The sequence below is a fragment of the Diplocloster hominis genome (genome assembly GCF_032380655.1).
In the GTDB taxonomy this organism is placed as follows: Bacteria; Bacillota; Clostridia; order Lachnospirales; family Lachnospiraceae; genus Diplocloster; species Diplocloster hominis.
This window is the reverse complement of record NZ_JAWDIY010000001.1, coordinates 388971-407499: the sequence shown is the minus strand read 5'-3', so window position 1 is coordinate 407499 and position 18529 is coordinate 388971. Positions and strand designations below refer to the sequence as shown.

The following is an 18529-nucleotide window of genomic DNA, read 5'->3' as shown; positions in this document are numbered from 1 at the left end:
AGGTAAACATGAAAAAAATAACAGCAATTTTATTAGGAGCGGGCGCCCGCGGCAATATCTATGCCCATTACGCCAGGGAATGCCCCGAAGAATTTCAGATCGTGGGAGTGGCCGAGCCGGACCGGGCACGGCGGGAACAGTTTGTGGAAGAGTACGGAATCGCCGCAGAACATGCCTGTGAGAGCTGGGAACAGCTTCTGGACCAGCCTAAATTTGCCGACGCCTGCCTGGTCTGCACACTGGACGATATGCACACAAAGCCGGCGGTCCAGGCCCTCACCATGGGATACCATGTTCTTCTGGAAAAACCGATGGCGAACACGGAAGCCGAGTGCCGCCAGATCGAACAAGCGGCCTCTGGAAGCGGGCTGGTGCTCAGTGTCTGCCATGTGCTCCGGTACACCCCCTTTTACTCGAAAATCAAGCAGCTGCTGGACGAAGGGGTACTGGGCCGGATGCTGTGTATGCAGCAGATCGAGAATGTAGGTTACTGGCATCAGGCCCACAGCTTCGTTCGGGGCAACTGGAACAACAGTGAGACCACAAGCCCGATGCTGCTGCAGAAGAGCTGTCACGATATGGATATTATATCCTGGCTTATGGATTCTCGCTGCACCAGGGTGTCCTCCTTTGGCAGCCTGACACATTTCAAACCAGAATGCGCTCCTCAAAAAGCGCCCATGCGGTGCCTGGACGGATGTCCTGCGGCTGCCGTCTGTCCTTATTATGCGCCGCGCTTTTATCTGGAACATCCACGGGCAGAAAGGGATGGCTTTGTGAGCGCGATCACGACGGACGGCACCAGAAAAGGGATTCTGGAAGCTCTGGAGTCAGGTCCCTACGGCCGCTGTGTCTACCACTGTGACAATAACGTGGTGGACCATCAGGTGGTAAACCTGGAGTTTGAGAACACCGCCACGGCCAGTTTTGTAATGACCGCGTTCACGCAGGACTGTAACCGGACATTAAAAATAATGGGTACCAGGGGCGAGCTGATCGGAGATATGGAGAAAAATGAGATCATCTATCAGGTGTTCGGGGCTCCTGATCCCGTTCATATCACGGTGGAGATGCCGAAAGTGAAAAACAGCTACAATCACGGTGGCGGTGATTTCTATCTGATCCGGGATTTTGTGCACGCGGTGCAGGCGGACAAAACCGCTCAGAATAAGACGACGGCAGCCCAGAGCCTGCAGGCCCATGTGATGTGCTTCGCGGCGGAAAAAGCCAGGAACCAGCATAAGGTAGTAGAGTTGTAAAGGATACGGATTTAATCGTCCAGATCTTCTAAATTAGAATAAAATTCTTTTTTCCATTTGCATCGCGCACGCAGCCGTTTGCACCGCTGCCATTTGACTACGCAGACCCATATGGCGAAAAGGAGAGCAAGGAAAAGGATGACGGCGGCTATTATATAGACCGCTGTTTTTCCTGCGCTTTTTTTCTCCGGTTCCGGGGAAGGTGCAGTGCTGCTGGTGCCGCTTTCCGAAGAGACGGAGGCGCTGACAGACTGGAATGTATAGCTGGGGAGTGACGGGGCGGTCAATTCCAGGCTGGCTGAGCCGACGAAACGGTCACCGTACCGGAAGCTGAGAAGACCGACGGAGGAATCTTCGTATTTGGCGGGTCCGTAGACCAGTTCTTCGGTCAGATCTGAAAAAGAAGCCTCGTTTGGAATTATGACATACCCATCCTGTGAGATATGGAGCATGGATTTGTCTTTAATCAGAGAGGACTCCTGGTAAACGGATGACTGGCTGTAGACAGATTCGTTCTGGGCTATATTTATTCTTTGAAAATGCTCAAAACCAAAATCTAACAGGGATGCCGTATCTACATACACCTGCCTGCCTTCGGTTTTCATAGTCACGCAGATCAGTTCCATGCCGCCCCGGGAAGCGCAGGTTACCAGAGTATTTCTGGCTATATTGGTATACCCGGTTTTTCCGGAGAATGCGCCGTCATAGTGATATTTAGAACTGGTCAGCATTTTGTGATGGTTGTACATAGGTATCAGGTCAGGCTGTGTGTCACTGGGCGGGATCTCATAGAATACAGTACCGGATACCTCCCGGAATGTTTCGTGCTTTAACGCCTCTCTGGTGATCAGCGCCATGTCATAAGCGCTGGATACGTGATTTTCATCAAAGAGTCCGTTGCAGTTCGTAAAATGGGAATCGGTACATCCCAGTTCCTGCGCGCGCCGGTTCATCATGTCGGCAAAGTTTTCGATCGTGCCGCCTAAATGGATCGCTACCGCATAGGCGGCGTCATTGGCGGAAGCCAGCATCATGGCATAGAGACAGTCTTTCATCGTAAGCTGCTCATCGGCATCCAGCGCGATATGGGAGCCCTTCTCCGGCATATGGGCCGCCTCATATGGGACGGTCACCATCTCGTCCAGGGAACAGTTCTCCAGAGCCAGAAGAACAGTCAGTATTTTCGTTATGCTGGCCGGGTAGTGCTGGTCATGCATATTTTTGTCATATAATACGGTACCGGTGGACGCCTCTATGACAACGCCGGATTCTCCCTGAATATCCGGCCCCTGAGGCCAGGAGATGTCCCCTGAACCGGATGTTCCCTGGCCGCTTAAGTCATTGGAAGCACCGGTATCCTCAGAAGCAGCGGCATCTGCGGCTGCAGAGGGATCAGGGGTGGCCGCTTCCGTGGCAGACGCTGTCAGAACAATGGAAAAAGAGAGCAGGACAGAAAGCCCCATTGCAAATAGGGATCGTAATCTATATTTCATAATAAAATAAACTCCTTAATTAACAATTTTGTAATATTTACATTATATGTCATTTTATGACAGATAGCAAGATTACAAATAAGGATGAATATGGGAAAAGCAACCAAGGGCCGTGATTCCTATCATCAATTAGGAAACGGATCGGAAACCCAACGGAGCCGGACGAAAGAAATACCGTACCATTCTAAAAAATGACAACTTTCCCTCTAGTATGACCAGAACCTGTAAAATCATACGAGGTTTTAATTCAGCCTGTAACTGTAATAGATCAAAGGTCTTTTTGTAAAAAAAGTACACAATAGAACCAAAAAAATTCTAAATATTAAAAAATCCAGGTTTGCTATACTAAAATAGATCAAAAGTATTGAGGAACATAGCTGATGAAAAAGCGGGAGGGAGATTTTATGTGGAAAAAGTGTAGATGGACACTGGCGGTGATTATTATCGTATGTTTCTGTACCAGCGGTATGCTTGCGCAGGCTGAGGAACCACCGGAAGAAAATGAGCCGATTTTAGATTTTAATATGGATCACTTAGAAAACGGCTCCGTGACAAATGCCGCAGACAGCCGGACATTTGCAGTGCAGGGAAATTCACCTGTTCTGGTGCAAGGGAAGGATGATCAGGGTAAGGCGCTGCAGTTTGACGGCAGCACCAATTATATTAATCTCGGCACGGACTACCAGGTTACCAGCGGAAAAACCACCATTGCCGCCTGGGTAAAACTGGACCCGAATCCAAACGGTTTAAGCAGAATTATCTGTCGATCCCGTACTCCGGTAGTTGACGAAAAGGATTTATCGCTGTATATCAGAAATAATGGCGCGTTAGAAGCCCAGATATCCAACACAGGCTGGACGGCTGCCAACCCGGGCACGGTAACTTTCGGCCAGTGGCAGCATGTCGCGGTAACCAATGACGGAACTACGCAGATTCTGTATTTAAATGGCGATCCGGTAAAGACTGAGACCATCTCAGGGGGTCCGGCAGACCAATGGAACGTGCCCCTGTTAATCGGAGGAGGATGGAACACACAGGCAACTGCGCCTTTCGAGGGCCATATGTTTAAAGGCGCTATAGATGATTTGAAAGTATACGATCAGGCCTTGTCCGATGGAGATATCAAAAAATTAGCGGAAATAAATGGTATCAGAGTTGAAATAGAAACGCCCAAGAGCGATCAGATCATCCAGAGAGAAGAAGATGGAACCGCTGCGATTCCAATCAGAGGGAAACTCGTGGGAAATCAGTCCGCCGATGTGGAGATTACGTTGCTGGACACTGCGGGTGAAAAAGTAGCGGGTTTTGAACCAGTGCAAGCTGATATTTCCGAAGGGACATTTCAGGCGGAAATACAAAGAGTCCCCGCCGGACTGTATCAAATACAGGTATCCGGAAAAAATAATGAAACGACCATATTCCAAAGTTCGCCGGTTCGGGTAGGAGTAGGGGACTTATGGATTATCGCCGGACAGAGCAACGCAGCGGGCTACGGCCGTTACCTGCCTGATGAGGAAATAAAAAGCGCGGCGGACGATCCCTCCATGGAAGGTGTAAACCTATACCGGTGGGCAAGCGGGACCTGGTGTCAGGCGTCCCAGCCGATTGGGGAGGTACAGTCTCCGGAAAACCACGCTCCGGGCCTGACATTTGCGAAAGAAATCAGCCGTGCTGAGAATGTGCCGGTCGGCATCTTACAGGTTGCGGTGGGAGGCAGCAGTATATCGGACTGGCTAAAAGGGAAACCCTATTATGAACGTATTTTAAACTGCTTCGATTCCAATGACCGGAGAGCGAAAGGTATCTTTTGGTATCAGGGGGAGGCCGAAACACTGTCCACAACCGACGGTTCTATACCTCAGGAAAATGTGGACGCTTACCCGGCACGTTTTACCCGGATGGTCGAGGATTTACGTGCTGATTTCAATAACCCCGGTCTGACCGTGATAACAGCACAGCTCAATAGCCATGCGGACCGGGATCAAAGACATCCGCCGGCATCGCTCTGGTATCAGATGAAAGAAATACAGCGCCAGTTGGGTGATCCGGAAAGCGAAATATATATCCCGAACACAGCAGTGATATCCACATCAGGATTAAGACTGAGCGATGGAATCCATAACAGCGCCAACAGTAATGTTATTTTGGCAAAACGTATGGCGCAGGCAGCGCTGGCTCTGGCATACAAAAAGGAGATTTCCTGGGAACAGCCGAGCCTCAGCCACGGTATTATCAAAGACCGCACGGTTCTTCTGACCTTTCGTTATGCGGACGACGGGTTAAAGTCAAACCGAGCCGTTACAGATTTTACCATACAAGACGACAGCGGTGCTGTACCTATAATAAGCACGCAGATCGACGGCTGTCACGTCAAACTGACAGTGAGCCGGGAATTTTCCGGCGCGGTAAAAGTAGATGGGCTGGCGTCGGTAAAACCGTCCCCCACGATATTCAATCAAAGGGATGAACCCATCTTAGCTTTTTACCACGTGCCGGCCGAAGCGGTAAATACAAAAACGCTGCTACAATTAGTAAAAAATGCAGAAAAAATTACCGAGAACATCTATACTGCGGGAAGCTGGGACTGTCTGCAGAACGTGTTAGCAGATGCGAAAGCGGCCTTGCAAAATGAGTACAGCACACAAGAAGAGACAAATGAAAAAGCAGATCTCTTATTCAAAGCGATCGAAGAACTGGTAACAGTTAAAAATCTGAACGACCTTTATCAGACGAATAAAGATAAAAACAACAACAATTACACAGCCTCAAGCTGGACAACTTTCCAGAATGCGCTAAAAAAAGCGAAAGAAATTTTGGAAGATCCAAAGGCCAGTCAGGAGCAAGTAGATACGGCCTATAATAATCTGGTTTCAGCAGTTAAATGCCTGCAGGCAGAACCCGTTAAAAAAGACAGGTTGTTACAGCTATACCAGGCCAACAAGGATAAGAAAAACGACGGATATACCGATGACAGCTGGACAACCTTCCAGAATGCTATAGCCGTTGCCAAGGACAGGCTGGATAATCCCCAAACCACCCAGCAGCAAGCCGATCAGGCCTTATCCGATTTACAAAAAGCCATAGACAGTCTCAAAACGGAAAAAAAGGAACCCGGCGGTACCAAAACGGAGGAAAACAAAATAGAGGAAAACAAAACAGAGGAAAACAAATCAGAGGGTACCCCATCCGCTGAGGAAACATCCAGGGAAAATATTCAAGCGCCGCCTACTGGCGACGGATTCAATTACCTCTTAAACAGTCTGATGATTGCTATATCAGGAGGAACCATTATATACATATGGAAACGAAAAAAACTAAGCAACTAATTACAGATCACAAATTAAGTCGTTGAAATCAATAGAAGCACCCGAAGCTGCGGACGGAGAGGAACCAGAAGGGAGAGGTAACTGCTCTATAATGCCGTGTCCAAACCTATATTACAAAAAAATCCGGGAATCGGAGCTGCTGCAAAAGCAGTTCCAATTCCCGGAAATCCTGTCCTTCCAACATTGCCAGATACTATCCAACCTTGTATTCACATACCCTGCAAATAAATTCTCCATCGCCCCCAAATTGTGTGCACATGGTATTCCGCCTCTCCCTCCGTCAAAGGGTGTCTGGAATCCAATTCAGTTTTCTTTCTTTCAATGCTCTCAAGCAGATTTTCTGCGGACTTATAGCGTCTATCCTCCAGCTTTCCAGCCTCTGCTGGTATATCTCGGAACAACAGCAGCGCCATCAGAATAATATTTTCCGTCTATCGGGAAAATGCAAAAAAATCCTTCCATCTATATTATTTCATATTCCAACACATCGGCCTATTCGGCAAGTTCTTAATAACGCAAGGTATCCCGCTGGAGCTTGTAACGACATCTCTAGGGGTTAAGAAATCGAATACTGACAGCTAATTTTATAATAAGGGTTGTGTTTTGGACAAACCCAGCATATAATAAAAATGTGATTACTATACACAGAAACTTCAATAAAAGTGTGAAGGAGTGTATCTATGGAACGATTGATTTTGAAAAATCTGCTGGACTGGAAGAATTCTCCCTACCGCAAGCCTCTGATTCTGAAAGGTGTGCGGCAGGTAGGTAAGACCTGGATTCTCAAAGAGTTCGGCAGACACTATTATGAAAATACGGCTTACTTCAACTTTGACGAGAACGAGGAATATAAACAGTTCTTTGAAACTACTAAGGATGTAGACCGGATCTTGCAGAATCTGATGCTGGCCAGTGGTCAAAAGATCGTACCGGAAAAGACCCTTATCATATTTGACGAAGTACAGGATAGTCCCAAGGTTATCAATTCCATGAAGTATTTCTGCGAGAATGCGCCGCAGTATCACATTGCCTGTGCTGGTTCTCTGTTGGGCATTGCCCTGGCGAAACCGTCCTCTTTCCCCGTGGGCAAGGTCAACTTCATGCAAATCGACCCTATGACTTTTACAGAGTTCCTGCTGGCCAATGGTGATGAAAACCTGGCAAAATATTTGGAATCGGTAGACACGATTGGGCCAATTCCCGATGCCTTCTTCAACCCCCTCTATGAAAAGCTCAAAATGTACTATGTGACCGGAGGTATGCCAGAATCTGTTCTGATGTGGACGGAGGCACGAGATGTTTCTGCCATGCAGGAAGCCCTGTCCGGGATCATTGGTGCATATGAGCGCGACTTTGCAAAGCACCCGAATATCAATGAGTTCCCGAAAATTTCGATGATTTGGAAGTCCATACCGTCCCAGCTGGCGAGGGAGAACAAAAAGTTTATCTATAAAGTGGTCAAAGAAGGGGCAAGAGCCCGTGAATACGAAGACGCTCTGCAGTGGCTGGTGGATGCCCGTCTGGTGCATAAAATCTACCGCAGCTCTGCTCCCGGCCTTCCTGTAGCTGCCTACGATGACCTTTCCGCTTTTAAGATTTATCTTGTGGATGTGGGGCTGCTCCGCCGTCTGGCGCAGCTGGCACCTACAGCCTTTGGAGAAGGCAACCGCCTCTTTACGGAGTTCAAGGGGGCATTAACCGAGAACTTTGTGCTTCAGGCATTAATCACACAGTTTGAAGTGGTTCCCCGGTACTGGACACAAAGCAATCCTCCTTATGAGGTAGACTTCCTCATTCAGCGCGAAAATGATATTTTTCCTGTAGAGGTCAAATCCGAGACCAATACCACCAGCAAGAGTCTCAAGAAGTTCAAGGAACTGTTCCCAGATCAAGTGAAGCTCCGTGTTCGGTTTTCTCTTGATAATTTGAAACTGGATGATGATGTGCTGAACATCCCATTGTTCATGGCTGACGAAGCAGATCGGCTGATTGGGTTAGCGTTGGAGCAAAGCCTTCTCTTGCAGCGGTTCAGTATCCGCTGAAAATTCTTGTTTCAAATCGTTTCCCTTGACAGAATGCGGTTTCCGGACTTATAATATGTTAACGCACAGCTACACATATCATAAGAAAAAACGCAGACGGAGACAGTAAGATATTCCAAACGCAGCAGCGAGCCGGGGATGGTGTAAGCCCGGTGCCAGTCGGGATATTCAGAAGATCACTCCTGAGTTTCAGCCTGAAAACCGCCCGGCGGTCAGTAGGGACTGACGGCATCCCGCCGTTACCGGGAACGCGTATGATGGTATGCGGTGATAGGTGGTACAACGGAGTCAAGACCTTCGTCCTGTTCGCAGGAGGAAGGCCTTTTTTATTTCATAGGAAAGTGCTCCTATGAAATATTAAACGCTCCGCGGGGATCGCACAGCGGCGGAAAGGAAGATGCCGCTTGCGCGGCCCGCCGCAGGCGGAGAGTTCCGCAAGCGAAACTCTTATTCATATTACTTAAGGAGGGAATAATATTGTACGACAAAGTATCAACCGACCTGAATTTTGTGGAACGGGAGAAAAAGACAGAAAAATTTTGGGCAGATCATCACATCTTTGAGAAGAGCATGGAAGACAGAAAAGGATGTGATACTTATACATTCTATGACGGACCGCCGACAGCTAATGGAAAACCCCATATCGGACACGTGCTGACACGTGTGATCAAAGATATGATTCCCCGTTTCCAGACAATGAAAGGACACATGGTTCCCCGGAAGGCAGGCTGGGATACACATGGACTGCCGGTGGAGCTGGAAGTGGAAAAACAGCTGGGACTGGATGGAAAGGAGCAGATCGAGGAATATGGCCTGGAGCCTTTTATCGGCCACTGCAAGGAAAGTGTCTGGAAATATAAGGGCATGTGGGAGGATTTCTCCGCTACGGTAGGTTTCTGGGCGGATATGGAGCATCCTTATGTAACCTATCACAATGACTATATCGAATCTGAGTGGTGGGCTTTGAAGCAGATCTGGGAGAAAGGCCTGTTATATAAAGGCTTTAAGATCGTGCCCTATTGCCCCCGCTGCGGGACTCCGCTGTCCAGCCACGAGGTGGCACAAGGATATAAGGATGTCAAAGAAAAATCCGCCATCGCAAAGTTCCGGGTAAAAGGTGAGGATGCGTATATCCTGGCCTGGACCACCACACCGTGGACGCTGCCGTCCAACGTGGCGTTATGTGTAAACCCGTCCGAGACTTATGTAAAGGTGAAAAATAACGGCGAAGTCTATTATCTGGCCCAGGCACTGACAGACACCGTGCTGGAAGGCGATGTGGAAGTACTGGAAACCTACGTGGGGAAGGACCTGGAGTATAAGGAATATGAGCCTCTCTTCCCGTTTGTCAAGCCCAATAAGAAAGCGTACTATGTTACCTGTGATAATTATGTCACTCTGACCGATGGTACGGGTATCGTCCATATTGCTCCGGCGTTTGGTGAAGATGACTCCAACGTAGGGAGAAAATATGATCTTCCCTTCGTTCAACTGGTGGACAGCAAAGGCGAGATGACGAAGGAGACTCCCTGGGAGGGAACTTTCTGTAAAAAAGCCGACCCGCTGGTATTAAAGGATCTGGAAGACAGAGGCCTTCTGTTTTCCGCGCCCAGTTTTGAGCACAGCTATCCTCACTGCTGGAGATGTGACACCCCTCTGATCTATTATGCCAGAGAGTCCTGGTTCATCAAGATGACGGATGTGAAAGAGGACCTGATCCGGAACAACAATACCATCAACTGGATTCCGGAAAGCATCGGGAAAGGCCGGTTTGGGGATTGGCTGGAGAATGTACAGGACTGGGGCATCAGCCGGAACCGTTACTGGGGGACACCCTTAAATATCTGGGAATGTGAATGCGGCCATATGCACTCCATCGGCAGCATCGAAGAATTAAAAGAAATGTCCGGGAACTGTCCGGATGATATCGAGCTCCACCGTCCGTTCATCGACAACGTAACCATCCGCTGTCCCAAATGCGGGAAGGAAATGCACCGGGTACCGGAAGTGATCGACTGCTGGTTTGACTCCGGAGCCATGCCTTTTGCACAGCACCACTATCCGTTTGAAAATAAGGAGCTGTTCGAGCAGCAGTTCCCCGCGGACTTCATATCAGAAGCGGTGGATCAGACCAGAGGCTGGTTCTATTCCCTGCTGGCGATCTCCACGCTGATCTTTAACAAAGCGCCCTATAAGAACGTGATCGTTCTGGGACATGTCCAGGATGAAAACGGACAGAAGATGAGTAAATCCAAAGGAAACGCGGTGGACCCCTTTGACGCCCTCAATACCTACGGGGCGGATGCGATCCGCTGGTATTTCTATATCAACAGCGCGCCCTGGCTGCCGAACCGCTTCCATGGAAAAGCGGTAACCGAAGGCCAGAGAAAGTTCATGGGTACGCTGTGGAACACGTATGCGTTCTTCGTGCTGTATGCCAACATCGACCAGTTCGACGCCACAAAATATAAACTGGAATATGAGAAGCTGCCGGTTATGGATAAGTGGCTATTGTCCAAACTGAACACACTGGTGCAGACAGTGGATGACAATCTGTCCAATTACCGGATTCCGGAAGCAGCCAGAGCACTGCAGGAATTCGTGGACGATATGAGCAACTGGTATGTCAGGAGAAGCCGGGAGAGATTCTGGGCCAAGGGAATGGAGCAGGATAAGATCAACGCCTATATGACCCTGTATACCGCGCTGGTAACCGTGTCAAAGGCCGCTGCGCCTATGATTCCTTTTATGACGGAGGATATCTACCGGAATCTTGTATGCAATATTGATCCGGCCGCGCCGGAAAGCGTACACCTATGCGATTTTCCCAAGGCGAAGGAAGCATGGATCGATAAAGAGCTGGAAAACAACATGGACGCGGTGTTAAAAGTGGTGGTTATGGGCCGTGCCTGCCGTAATTCCGCCAATATCAAGAACCGCCAGCCCATAGGACAGATGTTTATCAAGGCTTCCTTTACCCTGCCTGAGTTCTACCAGGAGATCATCGAAGATGAGCTGAATGTAAAAAAATTAAGCTTTACGCAGGACGTCAGAAGCTTTACTTCCTACAGCTTCAAACCGCAGTTAAAAACGGTTGGACCTAAGTACGGTAAGCTATTAGGAGGCATTAAGCAGGCGCTTGCCGATGTGGATGGGAATGCCGCCATGGATGAATTAAATGAAAGCGGCAGTCTGAAATTGAATATTAACGGTCAGGAAGTCGTATTATTGAAAGAGGACCTTTTGATCGACACGGCGCAGATGGAAGGCTATGTATCGGAGCAGGACGGCGATGTGACAGTAGTTCTGGATACAAACCTGACACCGGAACTGCTGGAAGAAGGCTTCATCCGTGAGATCATCAGCAAAATCCAGACCATGAGAAAAGAAGCCGGATTCGAAGTGACCGATAAGATCAGTGTTACTTACGAACAGAATGTAAAAATCGCAGAGCTTATGACAGAACACGCCGATGAGATAAAATCAGAAGTACTGGCTGTATCCCTGAGCCAGGAGACGGTACTAGGATATACCAAAGAGTGGAATATCAATGGGGAGAAGGTATTGTTCGGAGTGGAGAAACAGTAAACTTCTGCCAAAACAAGGAGGTAATGATTATTGACCAATCAAATGTTTAATAAAGAAACTTTTAAGAAGAGTGTAAAAGATAATGTAAAAACGCTCTACCGCAGAACCCTGGAGGAGGCCACACCCCAGCAGGTATTTCAGGCAGTGTCCTATGCGGTAAAAGACGTCATCATCGATGACTGGCTGGCCACACAGAAGACCTATGAGCAGGAAGACCCAAAGACTGTATACTATATGTCCATGGAATTCCTGATGGGCCGGGCCCTTGGCAACAACCTGCTGAACCTGATGGCCTACGACCAGGTGCGGGAAGCTCTGGAAGAGCTGGGATTCGACCTGAATGCGATCGAGGACCAGGAACCCGACCCAGCCCTCGGCAACGGCGGTCTGGGCCGTCTGGCGGCCTGTTTCCTGGACTCCCTGGCGACCCTGGGCTACTCGGCGTATGGATGCGGAATCCGCTACCGTTACGGAATGTTCAAGCAGAAGATTGAAAATGGCTACCAGATAGAGGTGCCGGATCAGTGGCTGAAAGATGGATATCCCTTTGAGCTTCGCAGGCCCGAGTATGCCAAGGAAGTGAAATTCGGCGGCTATGTGCGTGTGGAGATGGAGCCAAACGGCAAAATGAAATTCATCCAGGAAAATTACCAGTCCGTATTGGCGATCCCCTTTGATATGCCAATCGTCGGCTATAACAATCATGTGGTAAATACGCTGCGGATCTGGGACGCGGAAGCGATCAACAATTTCCAGCTGGACAAATTCGATAAGGGTGAATACCATCAGGCGGTGGAGCAGGAGAACCTGGCAAAGACCATCGTGGAGGTATTGTACCCCAACGACAACCACTACGCCGGAAAAGAGCTGAGGCTGAAACAGCAGTACTTCTTTATATCGGCCAGTGTGCAGGCGGCTATTGAAAAATATAAAAAGAAACACAGCGACATCCACAAATTTTATGAAAAAGTGACGTTCCAGCTGAATGACACCCATCCCACCGTGGCCATCGCTGAGCTGATGCGTATCCTGATGGATGAAGAAGGCCTGGAATGGGATGAGGCGTGGGAGATTACCACCAAGACATGTGCCTACACCAACCATACGATTATGGCGGAAGCACTGGAAAAGTGGCCCATTGAGCTGTTCTCCAAGTTACTGCCCAGAATCTACCAGATTATCGAGGAAATTAACCGCAGATTTATCATGGAAATCCAGCAGAAATATCCCGGTAATCAGGAAAAGATCAAGAAAATGGCCATTATCTACGATGGTCAGGTAAAAATGGCGCATCTGGCCATCGCTTCCGGCTATTCAGTCAACGGTGTGGCGAAGCTGCACACGGAGATCCTGAAAAACCAGGAGCTGAAAGATTTCTATGAGATGATGCCATGGAAATTCAACAATAAAACCAACGGAATTACCCAGAGAAGATTCCTTCTGCACGGCAATCAGCTGCTGGCGTCCTGGGTAACGGACCACATCGGCAAAGAGTGGATCACCGATCTGCCGCAGATCTCAAGGCTTAAGGTCTATGCGGATGATGAAAAGGCCCAGCAGGAATTCATGAATATCAAATACCAGAACAAACTGCGCCTGGCCAAATATATATACGAGCACAACGGCATTGAAGTGGACCCCAGATCCATCTTTGACGTACAGGTGAAGCGCCTGCACGAATATAAGCGGCAGCTGCTGAATATCCTGCATGTCATGTATCTGTATAACCAGATCAAAGAGCATCCGGATATGGACTTCTATCCCAGAACCTTTATCTTCGGGGCCAAGGCAGCGGCCGGCTACCGGAGGGCGAAGCTGACCATCAAGCTGATCAACGCCGTGGCTGATGTGATTAATAACGACACCTCAATCAATGGAAAGATCAAAGTGGTCTTTATCGAGGATTACCGTGTCTCCAACGCGGAGATGATCTTCGCGGCCGCGGATGTCAGCGAGCAGATCTCCACCGCATCCAAGGAAGCTTCCGGTACCAGCAATATGAAATTCATGCTGAACGGGGCCATCACCCTGGGCACCATGGACGGGGCCAATGTGGAGATTGTGGAAGAAGTGGGAGAGGAGAATGCCTTTATCTTCGGTCTCCGGTCCGATGAAGTGATTCAGTATGAAAAGAACGGCGGCTATTATCCTATGGATATCTTCAACAATGACCAGGATATCCGGAAAGTGCTGATGCAGCTGATCAACGGGACATACGCAAACGGCGACATGGAAATGTTCCGGGATATCTATGATTCGCTGCTGAACACCAAGAGTTCGGAACGGGCCGACACGTATTTCATCCTCAAAGACTTCAAACCTTACGCGGAGGCGCACAGGCAGGTGGAGGCGGCTTACCGGGATGAGAAGCGCTGGGCGAAGATGGCTATTCTGAACACCGCCAGCTGCGGGAAATTTACTTCAGACCGTACGATACAGCAGTATGTGGATGAGATCTGGCATTTGGATAAGGTGCAGATCGTGACGGAAGGGTAGCAGATCCCTATGGGGGACGACGCTTGATCGATAATATATAGCTGTAATTAAATAGAACAAAGCCCTTAGCGCTGGTATGATCAAACAGACGTTAAGGGCTTTGTTCTAATTGTAGAGCTTTAGGCATATATCTAACAGACCCAGCAACAGGCCATGGTGCACGGTTTTGAAATATGTGATTGCTAAGTGCAAAGACAGGAAAAAATAATATGGTGAGAATGGAATCCTTACTCTGCGCATATAGATATAAGGACAAAGTATACGCGGTGATCCTTTGAAAGAAAAATTAAAGAATTTAGCGGCAGTGGCGGTTGTAATACTGCTGCTGCCTTATGTATTGACCCTCTTTATCTCTGGGAGGGATGAGAGTTCTGTCACAGCGCCAAAGGTCCGGGACCAAACCCGGAATGAGGGACGGACTGAGAGCCAGGCAGGGGAGCATGGGGGCACGGACGGTATCGATATGGAGGACAGGGTCATGCATATTGTCGCGAAACAGATTCCTATGACATATGAAGACGAGGCCATTAAGACTCAGGCGGTCATAGCCAGAACAGAAGTTTATAAAGAAATCGGGGAGGGAAAAGATCCGTCGGCGTCGGCGGGTACAGACGACCTTGAAAAGCTGTGGGGATTTGAAAATTTCACAGAAAACTATGACAGGCTGAAAACGCTGGTCCAGTCTACGGCGGGACAGGTAGCCATCTGGCAGGGAGGACTGATCGAAGCGTCCTTTCACGCTGTCAGCGCCGGTAAGACCAGGAGCGCAGCGGAGGCTTTGGGCAGTGATCAGTATCCCTATCTGGCCAGCGTGGAATGCCCGAAGGATCTGGAATCAAAACAGTTTCTGGAGATCCGTACCTACAGGCCGGACGAGATCCTGGACCGGATGCGGGAGAAATATCCGCAGATGGAAGTCACAGAAGATGATCTGCTGTCACAGATTCAGATCGCAGGCACTGACAGTGCGGAATATGTAAGCCAATTACAGATAGGTAATGTGACCATGTCCGGCGAAGAGTTCCGGACGCTGTTTGATCTGAATTCCAGCTGCCTGTCCTTTGGCATGACCGGCGATGAGATCAGGATTACTACCAAAGGATTGGGACATGGACTGGGAGTCAGCCAGTATCAGGCCAACGAGCTGGCCAAAGAAGGAAAAGGATATCAGGAAATTCTGGCCTACTTCTATCCGGGGATCGAAGTCAAGGCCTACGATGGTACCAAATAAGCCATAATTATATTTGAAAAAATAAGGGAAATCAGCCAGGAATTCCCTCAGTAATCTGCCTAAATAAGTATATCTTTTCCGGAATCCGGCAAAGATATATGCGAGGTGATGATTATGAGGAGAAAGAAGGCAGTAAATTTTCTGAAATCACGGGCGACAGTTGTAACCTTGAGTCTGTGTTTCGTAGCTGCCGTTGCATTAGTTGGTATGTATTGGGCCGGAAACAGATCAAAAGATGATACGCAGGATCTGGTTGATTTAAGTGATACGGCAGAGGAACAGCTGGCACAGCAGACACCGGCACCTGATACCGCTGAAGCGGCAACCAACCACGTTGTAAATGAGGAAGTAATACCTGAGGCAACACCGACTCCCACCCCCGAGGCGGAAGAGACGGTAGCCGAAGCAGAGGAAACGGAACAGGAACCGGAGGAAGAAGAACCTGCGGCGCAGACAAATGCCAAAGTGAATCCCAGTCCCAGCTTTAGCGAGGAAGATAAGATCGCGTGGCCGGTAACAGGAAATGTACTGATGGACTATAGCATGGATAAAAGCATTTATTTTTCCACACTGGATCAGTATAAATATAACCCCGCACTGATTATACAGGGCGATGTAAATTCACAGGTATTTTCAGCCGCACCCGGAACCGTCACATCCGTAGTTGTCAGCGAAGAGACCGGAACCACAGTGACCGTAGATCTTGGCAATGGCTTTGAAGCCATCTACGGACAGTTAAAAGAAGTGCCGGTAGAAGAGGGCAGCAATGTAAAAGAAGGAGAGATTATCGGTTATATCAGCGAGCCTACGAAGTATTACAGCGTAGAAGGAAGCAATCTCTTTTTTGAAATGCGTAAGGATGGTGCGCCTGTAGATCCTATGAACTATCTTGAGTAATTGAAAAATCCATACACAAAAACCGGAAAGTGGAGTATAATATATTAATCGACGGATTACGGAACGAGCAGCACATCACGCAATCGAATATACTTTACTTTCCGTTTCTCGTTCTATTATGGGTAATATACTGTTTGGTCGATTGCTTAAAATAGACGGCGTGCATACTTCGTTTTTAGTATGTGCGCTTTACATATGGAGCAGCTATGAATTATACGTATATAGTCAAATGTAAAGACGGCAGCTTGTACACCGGCTGGACAAACAATATCGAAAAAAGGATCGCGGATCACAACAGCGGCAGAGGTGCGAAATATACCAGAAGCCGGGGCCCTGTCACGTTGGTTCATCTGGAGACTTTTGATACAAAAGAAGAGGCCATGTCCAGAGAGGCGCTGATCAAAAGGATGAATCGTAAAAAAAAGATGGATCTGATCAAATATGCGCAGTGCATAACTCCGGGTAAGTCTGGAGAGGCAGGAGAGACAAAAGAGACAGGAGAGACGAGTAAGAAATAAAGAAGAACCGTGGATGTTACTTAGCAGAAGTAAAAAGTCCGTCCATTGGGGATCAGAATATAATAGGACCTTTGAATCGGAAAGCGCTAGCTGTAATTCGGATTCAAAGGTCTTGCTTTATATCTGGAGACAGTACAATTATCCCCTTGTGGCTGAACGTATCACATTCCTGAGACATGTGCTTTATAGAATGTTTGTAATTATGTTTTGTATTATCTGGCTGTAATTATGTTTGTAATTCTGGCTGCAATTATAATTGTTATTTTGGTTGTAAGTTTGAACAAAGTTAATTATTGCATAAAATTCCTGGTATCTGCATAGATTTGAAAGCAGTGTTATCTGCAGCGGCCTTTATAGCTGCAGTACATAATACATGACAATATAATGGCAGACACTGCCGGCCATGACGAACAGGTGAAAGATTTCATGGGACCCGAAATTCTTATGCCGCGAGTTAAATATTTTTAATTTTAACGCGTAGATAATTCCGCCCACTGTATAAATGATGCCTCCAGCCAGAAGCCAGACAAAGGCAGCGGTTGGCAGAGCGCGGACAATTTTGGCAAAAGCCAGGACACAGACCCAGCCCATGGCTATATATAATATAGAAGAAAACCATTTCGGGCAGGTGATCCAGCAGGCTTTAATGATGATCCCGCCAAGGGCGATACCCCAAACGACGGCCAGAAGCCAGTAACCCGTAGTTCCCTGAAGGACGATCAGGCAGATGGGAGTATAAGTACCGGCGATGAGTATAAAGATCATCATATGGTCTATTTTCCGCAGGGTCCGGTTGGCGCGTGCCGACAGATCCAGGGAGTGATAGGTGGTGCTGGCTGCATATAACAGGACCATACTCAGCATAAAAATAGCCATTGAAATCAGATAAACCCGATCAGGGCGTTGGGATGCTTTCATCAGAAGGGGGACGGCTCCGATGAGAGCCAACAGGACTCCAATGAAATGTGTGACTGCACTGCCGGGATCTTTTATATGTAACTTCATAACAATACCTCCTGATGGTGTTCTGGTTAATGCGTAACATAGTATTAAATACTACATTACACGCATTCCGCAAAAAAAGCAACCAAAAGTTTAGGTCAAAGCCTTTTGGGAGGGGACTGCCGAAAGATGCCAGTCCCCTCTCTGCACAGCAATCTAAATTTATAAAAATTAAATGTTGACAGAAGCGATCGAACTGATTATAATAAAAACAGTAATAATTATTATTATTTGAGAAAGGAGAATGCTTTTGTCAGCTCTAAAATACAGCCGTCAGAGGGAATCGATTAAAGAGTTTCTATCCAATCGCTATGACCACCCTACTGCTGATATGATATATGCGAATATGAGAGCACTGTATCCGAACATCAGTCTCGGAACGGTTTACAGGAATCTGTCTCTGCTGGTAGATATGGGAGAAGTGCTGAAGCTTTCGGTAGGGGATGGCCCGGACCGCTTCGATGGTAATACGGAACCGCATTATCACTTTATATGCACAGAGTGCCAGAACGTCCTGGATCTTAAGATGGAAAGCATCGATCATATCAATGTGATTGCCGGTCAGAATTTTGACGGTGAGATCAAGGGGCATATGGCATATTTCTATGGAGTCTGTGGTGATTGTATAAAAAAATCTTAAAAAAAATTTTGAAAACCTATTGACGAAAATGGAAACA

11 protein-coding genes are annotated in these 18529 nt (G+C 47.9%); 9 read left to right on the top strand and 2 right to left on the bottom strand.

Translation table 11 applies throughout. From position 1 onward, the window contains the following. Positions 1-8 precede the first annotated feature (8 nt). The gene (locus tag ABC831_RS01630; RefSeq protein ID WP_343246547.1) at positions 9-1259 is read left to right on the top strand and encodes a Gfo/Idh/MocA family protein; all 1251 of its coding nucleotides are present in this window, start codon (positions 9-11) and stop codon (positions 1257-1259) included. Positions 1260-1270: 11 nt separating this feature from the next. Here ABC831_RS01630 and ABC831_RS01625 read toward each other — a convergent pair whose 3' ends face one another. Next, on the bottom strand, positions 1271-2752 hold the full coding sequence (locus ABC831_RS01625) for a D-alanyl-D-alanine carboxypeptidase family protein (RefSeq protein WP_343246546.1): 1482 nt from the start codon (positions 2750-2752) through the stop codon (positions 1271-1273). Between the two features lie 404 nt (positions 2753-3156). On the opposite strand from ABC831_RS01625, the gene ABC831_RS01620 reads away from it, so the two are divergent. From ABC831_RS01620 to ABC831_RS01590, 7 genes are all read left to right on the top strand, one after another. Beyond that, positions 3157-6078 (top strand): sialate O-acetylesterase, encoded by a 2922-nt coding sequence (locus tag ABC831_RS01620; RefSeq protein ID WP_343246545.1) that lies wholly within the window; start codon positions 3157-3159, stop codon positions 6076-6078. A 680-nt stretch (positions 6079-6758) separates the two neighbouring features. Then, positions 6759-8120, top strand: coding sequence for an ATP-binding protein (locus tag ABC831_RS01615; RefSeq protein WP_343246544.1), 1362 nt, complete (start codon positions 6759-6761; stop codon positions 8118-8120). Between the two features lie 477 nt (positions 8121-8597). Continuing rightward, entirely contained in the window at positions 8598-11708 is a 3111-nt protein-coding gene (gene ileS, locus ABC831_RS01610; RefSeq protein WP_343246543.1) for an isoleucine--tRNA ligase, read from the top strand. 42 nt (positions 11709-11750) lie between these two features. Continuing rightward, positions 11751-14204, top strand: coding sequence for a glycogen/starch/alpha-glucan phosphorylase (locus ABC831_RS01605; RefSeq protein ID WP_343246586.1), 2454 nt, complete (start codon positions 11751-11753; stop codon positions 14202-14204). Between the two features lie 274 nt (positions 14205-14478). After that, entirely contained in the window at positions 14479-15435 is a 957-nt protein-coding gene (locus tag ABC831_RS01600) for a SpoIID/LytB domain-containing protein (protein ID WP_343246542.1), read from the top strand. Positions 15436-15549: 114 nt separating this feature from the next. Then, entirely contained in the window at positions 15550-16332 is a 783-nt protein-coding gene (locus ABC831_RS01595; protein WP_343246541.1) for a peptidoglycan DD-metalloendopeptidase family protein, read from the top strand. 206 nt (positions 16333-16538) lie between these two features. Continuing rightward, the gene (locus tag ABC831_RS01590) at positions 16539-16850 is read left to right on the top strand and encodes a GIY-YIG nuclease family protein (RefSeq protein WP_343246540.1); all 312 of its coding nucleotides are present in this window, start codon (positions 16539-16541) and stop codon (positions 16848-16850) included. Positions 16851-17201: 351 nt separating this feature from the next. On the opposite strand, the gene trhA is transcribed toward ABC831_RS01590, so the two are convergent. Continuing rightward, entirely contained in the window at positions 17202-17855 is a 654-nt protein-coding gene (gene trhA, locus ABC831_RS01585; protein ID WP_343246539.1) for a PAQR family membrane homeostasis protein TrhA, read from the bottom strand. A 241-nt stretch (positions 17856-18096) separates the two neighbouring features. Here trhA and ABC831_RS01580 point away from each other — a divergent pair, with 241 nt between their 5' ends. Then, positions 18097-18492 (top strand): Fur family transcriptional regulator, encoded by a 396-nt coding sequence (locus tag ABC831_RS01580; RefSeq protein ID WP_343246538.1) that lies wholly within the window; start codon positions 18097-18099, stop codon positions 18490-18492. Positions 18493-18529: the final 37 nt, after the last annotated feature.

Coding starts and splice junctions, on each gene's coding strand:
- ABC831_RS01630 (WP_343246547.1), top strand. CDS start 9: ATGAAAAAAATAACAGCAATTTTATTAGGAGCGGGCGCCCGCGGCAAT.
- ABC831_RS01605 (WP_343246586.1), top strand. CDS start 11,751: ATGTTTAATAAAGAAACTTTTAAGAAGAGTGTAAAAGATAATGTAAAA.
- ABC831_RS01625 (WP_343246546.1), bottom strand. CDS start 2,752: ATGAAATATAGATTACGATCCCTATTTGCAATGGGGCTTTCTGTCCTG.
- ABC831_RS01580 (WP_343246538.1), top strand. CDS start 18,097: ATGCTTTTGTCAGCTCTAAAATACAGCCGTCAGAGGGAATCGATTAAA.
- ABC831_RS01615 (WP_343246544.1), top strand. CDS start 6,759: ATGGAACGATTGATTTTGAAAAATCTGCTGGACTGGAAGAATTCTCCC.
- ABC831_RS01590 (WP_343246540.1), top strand. CDS start 16,539: ATGAATTATACGTATATAGTCAAATGTAAAGACGGCAGCTTGTACACC.
- ABC831_RS01595 (WP_343246541.1), top strand. CDS start 15,550: ATGAGGAGAAAGAAGGCAGTAAATTTTCTGAAATCACGGGCGACAGTT.
- trhA (WP_343246539.1), bottom strand. CDS start 17,855: ATGAAGTTACATATAAAAGATCCCGGCAGTGCAGTCACACATTTCATT.
- ABC831_RS01620 (WP_343246545.1), top strand. CDS start 3,157: ATGTGGAAAAAGTGTAGATGGACACTGGCGGTGATTATTATCGTATGT.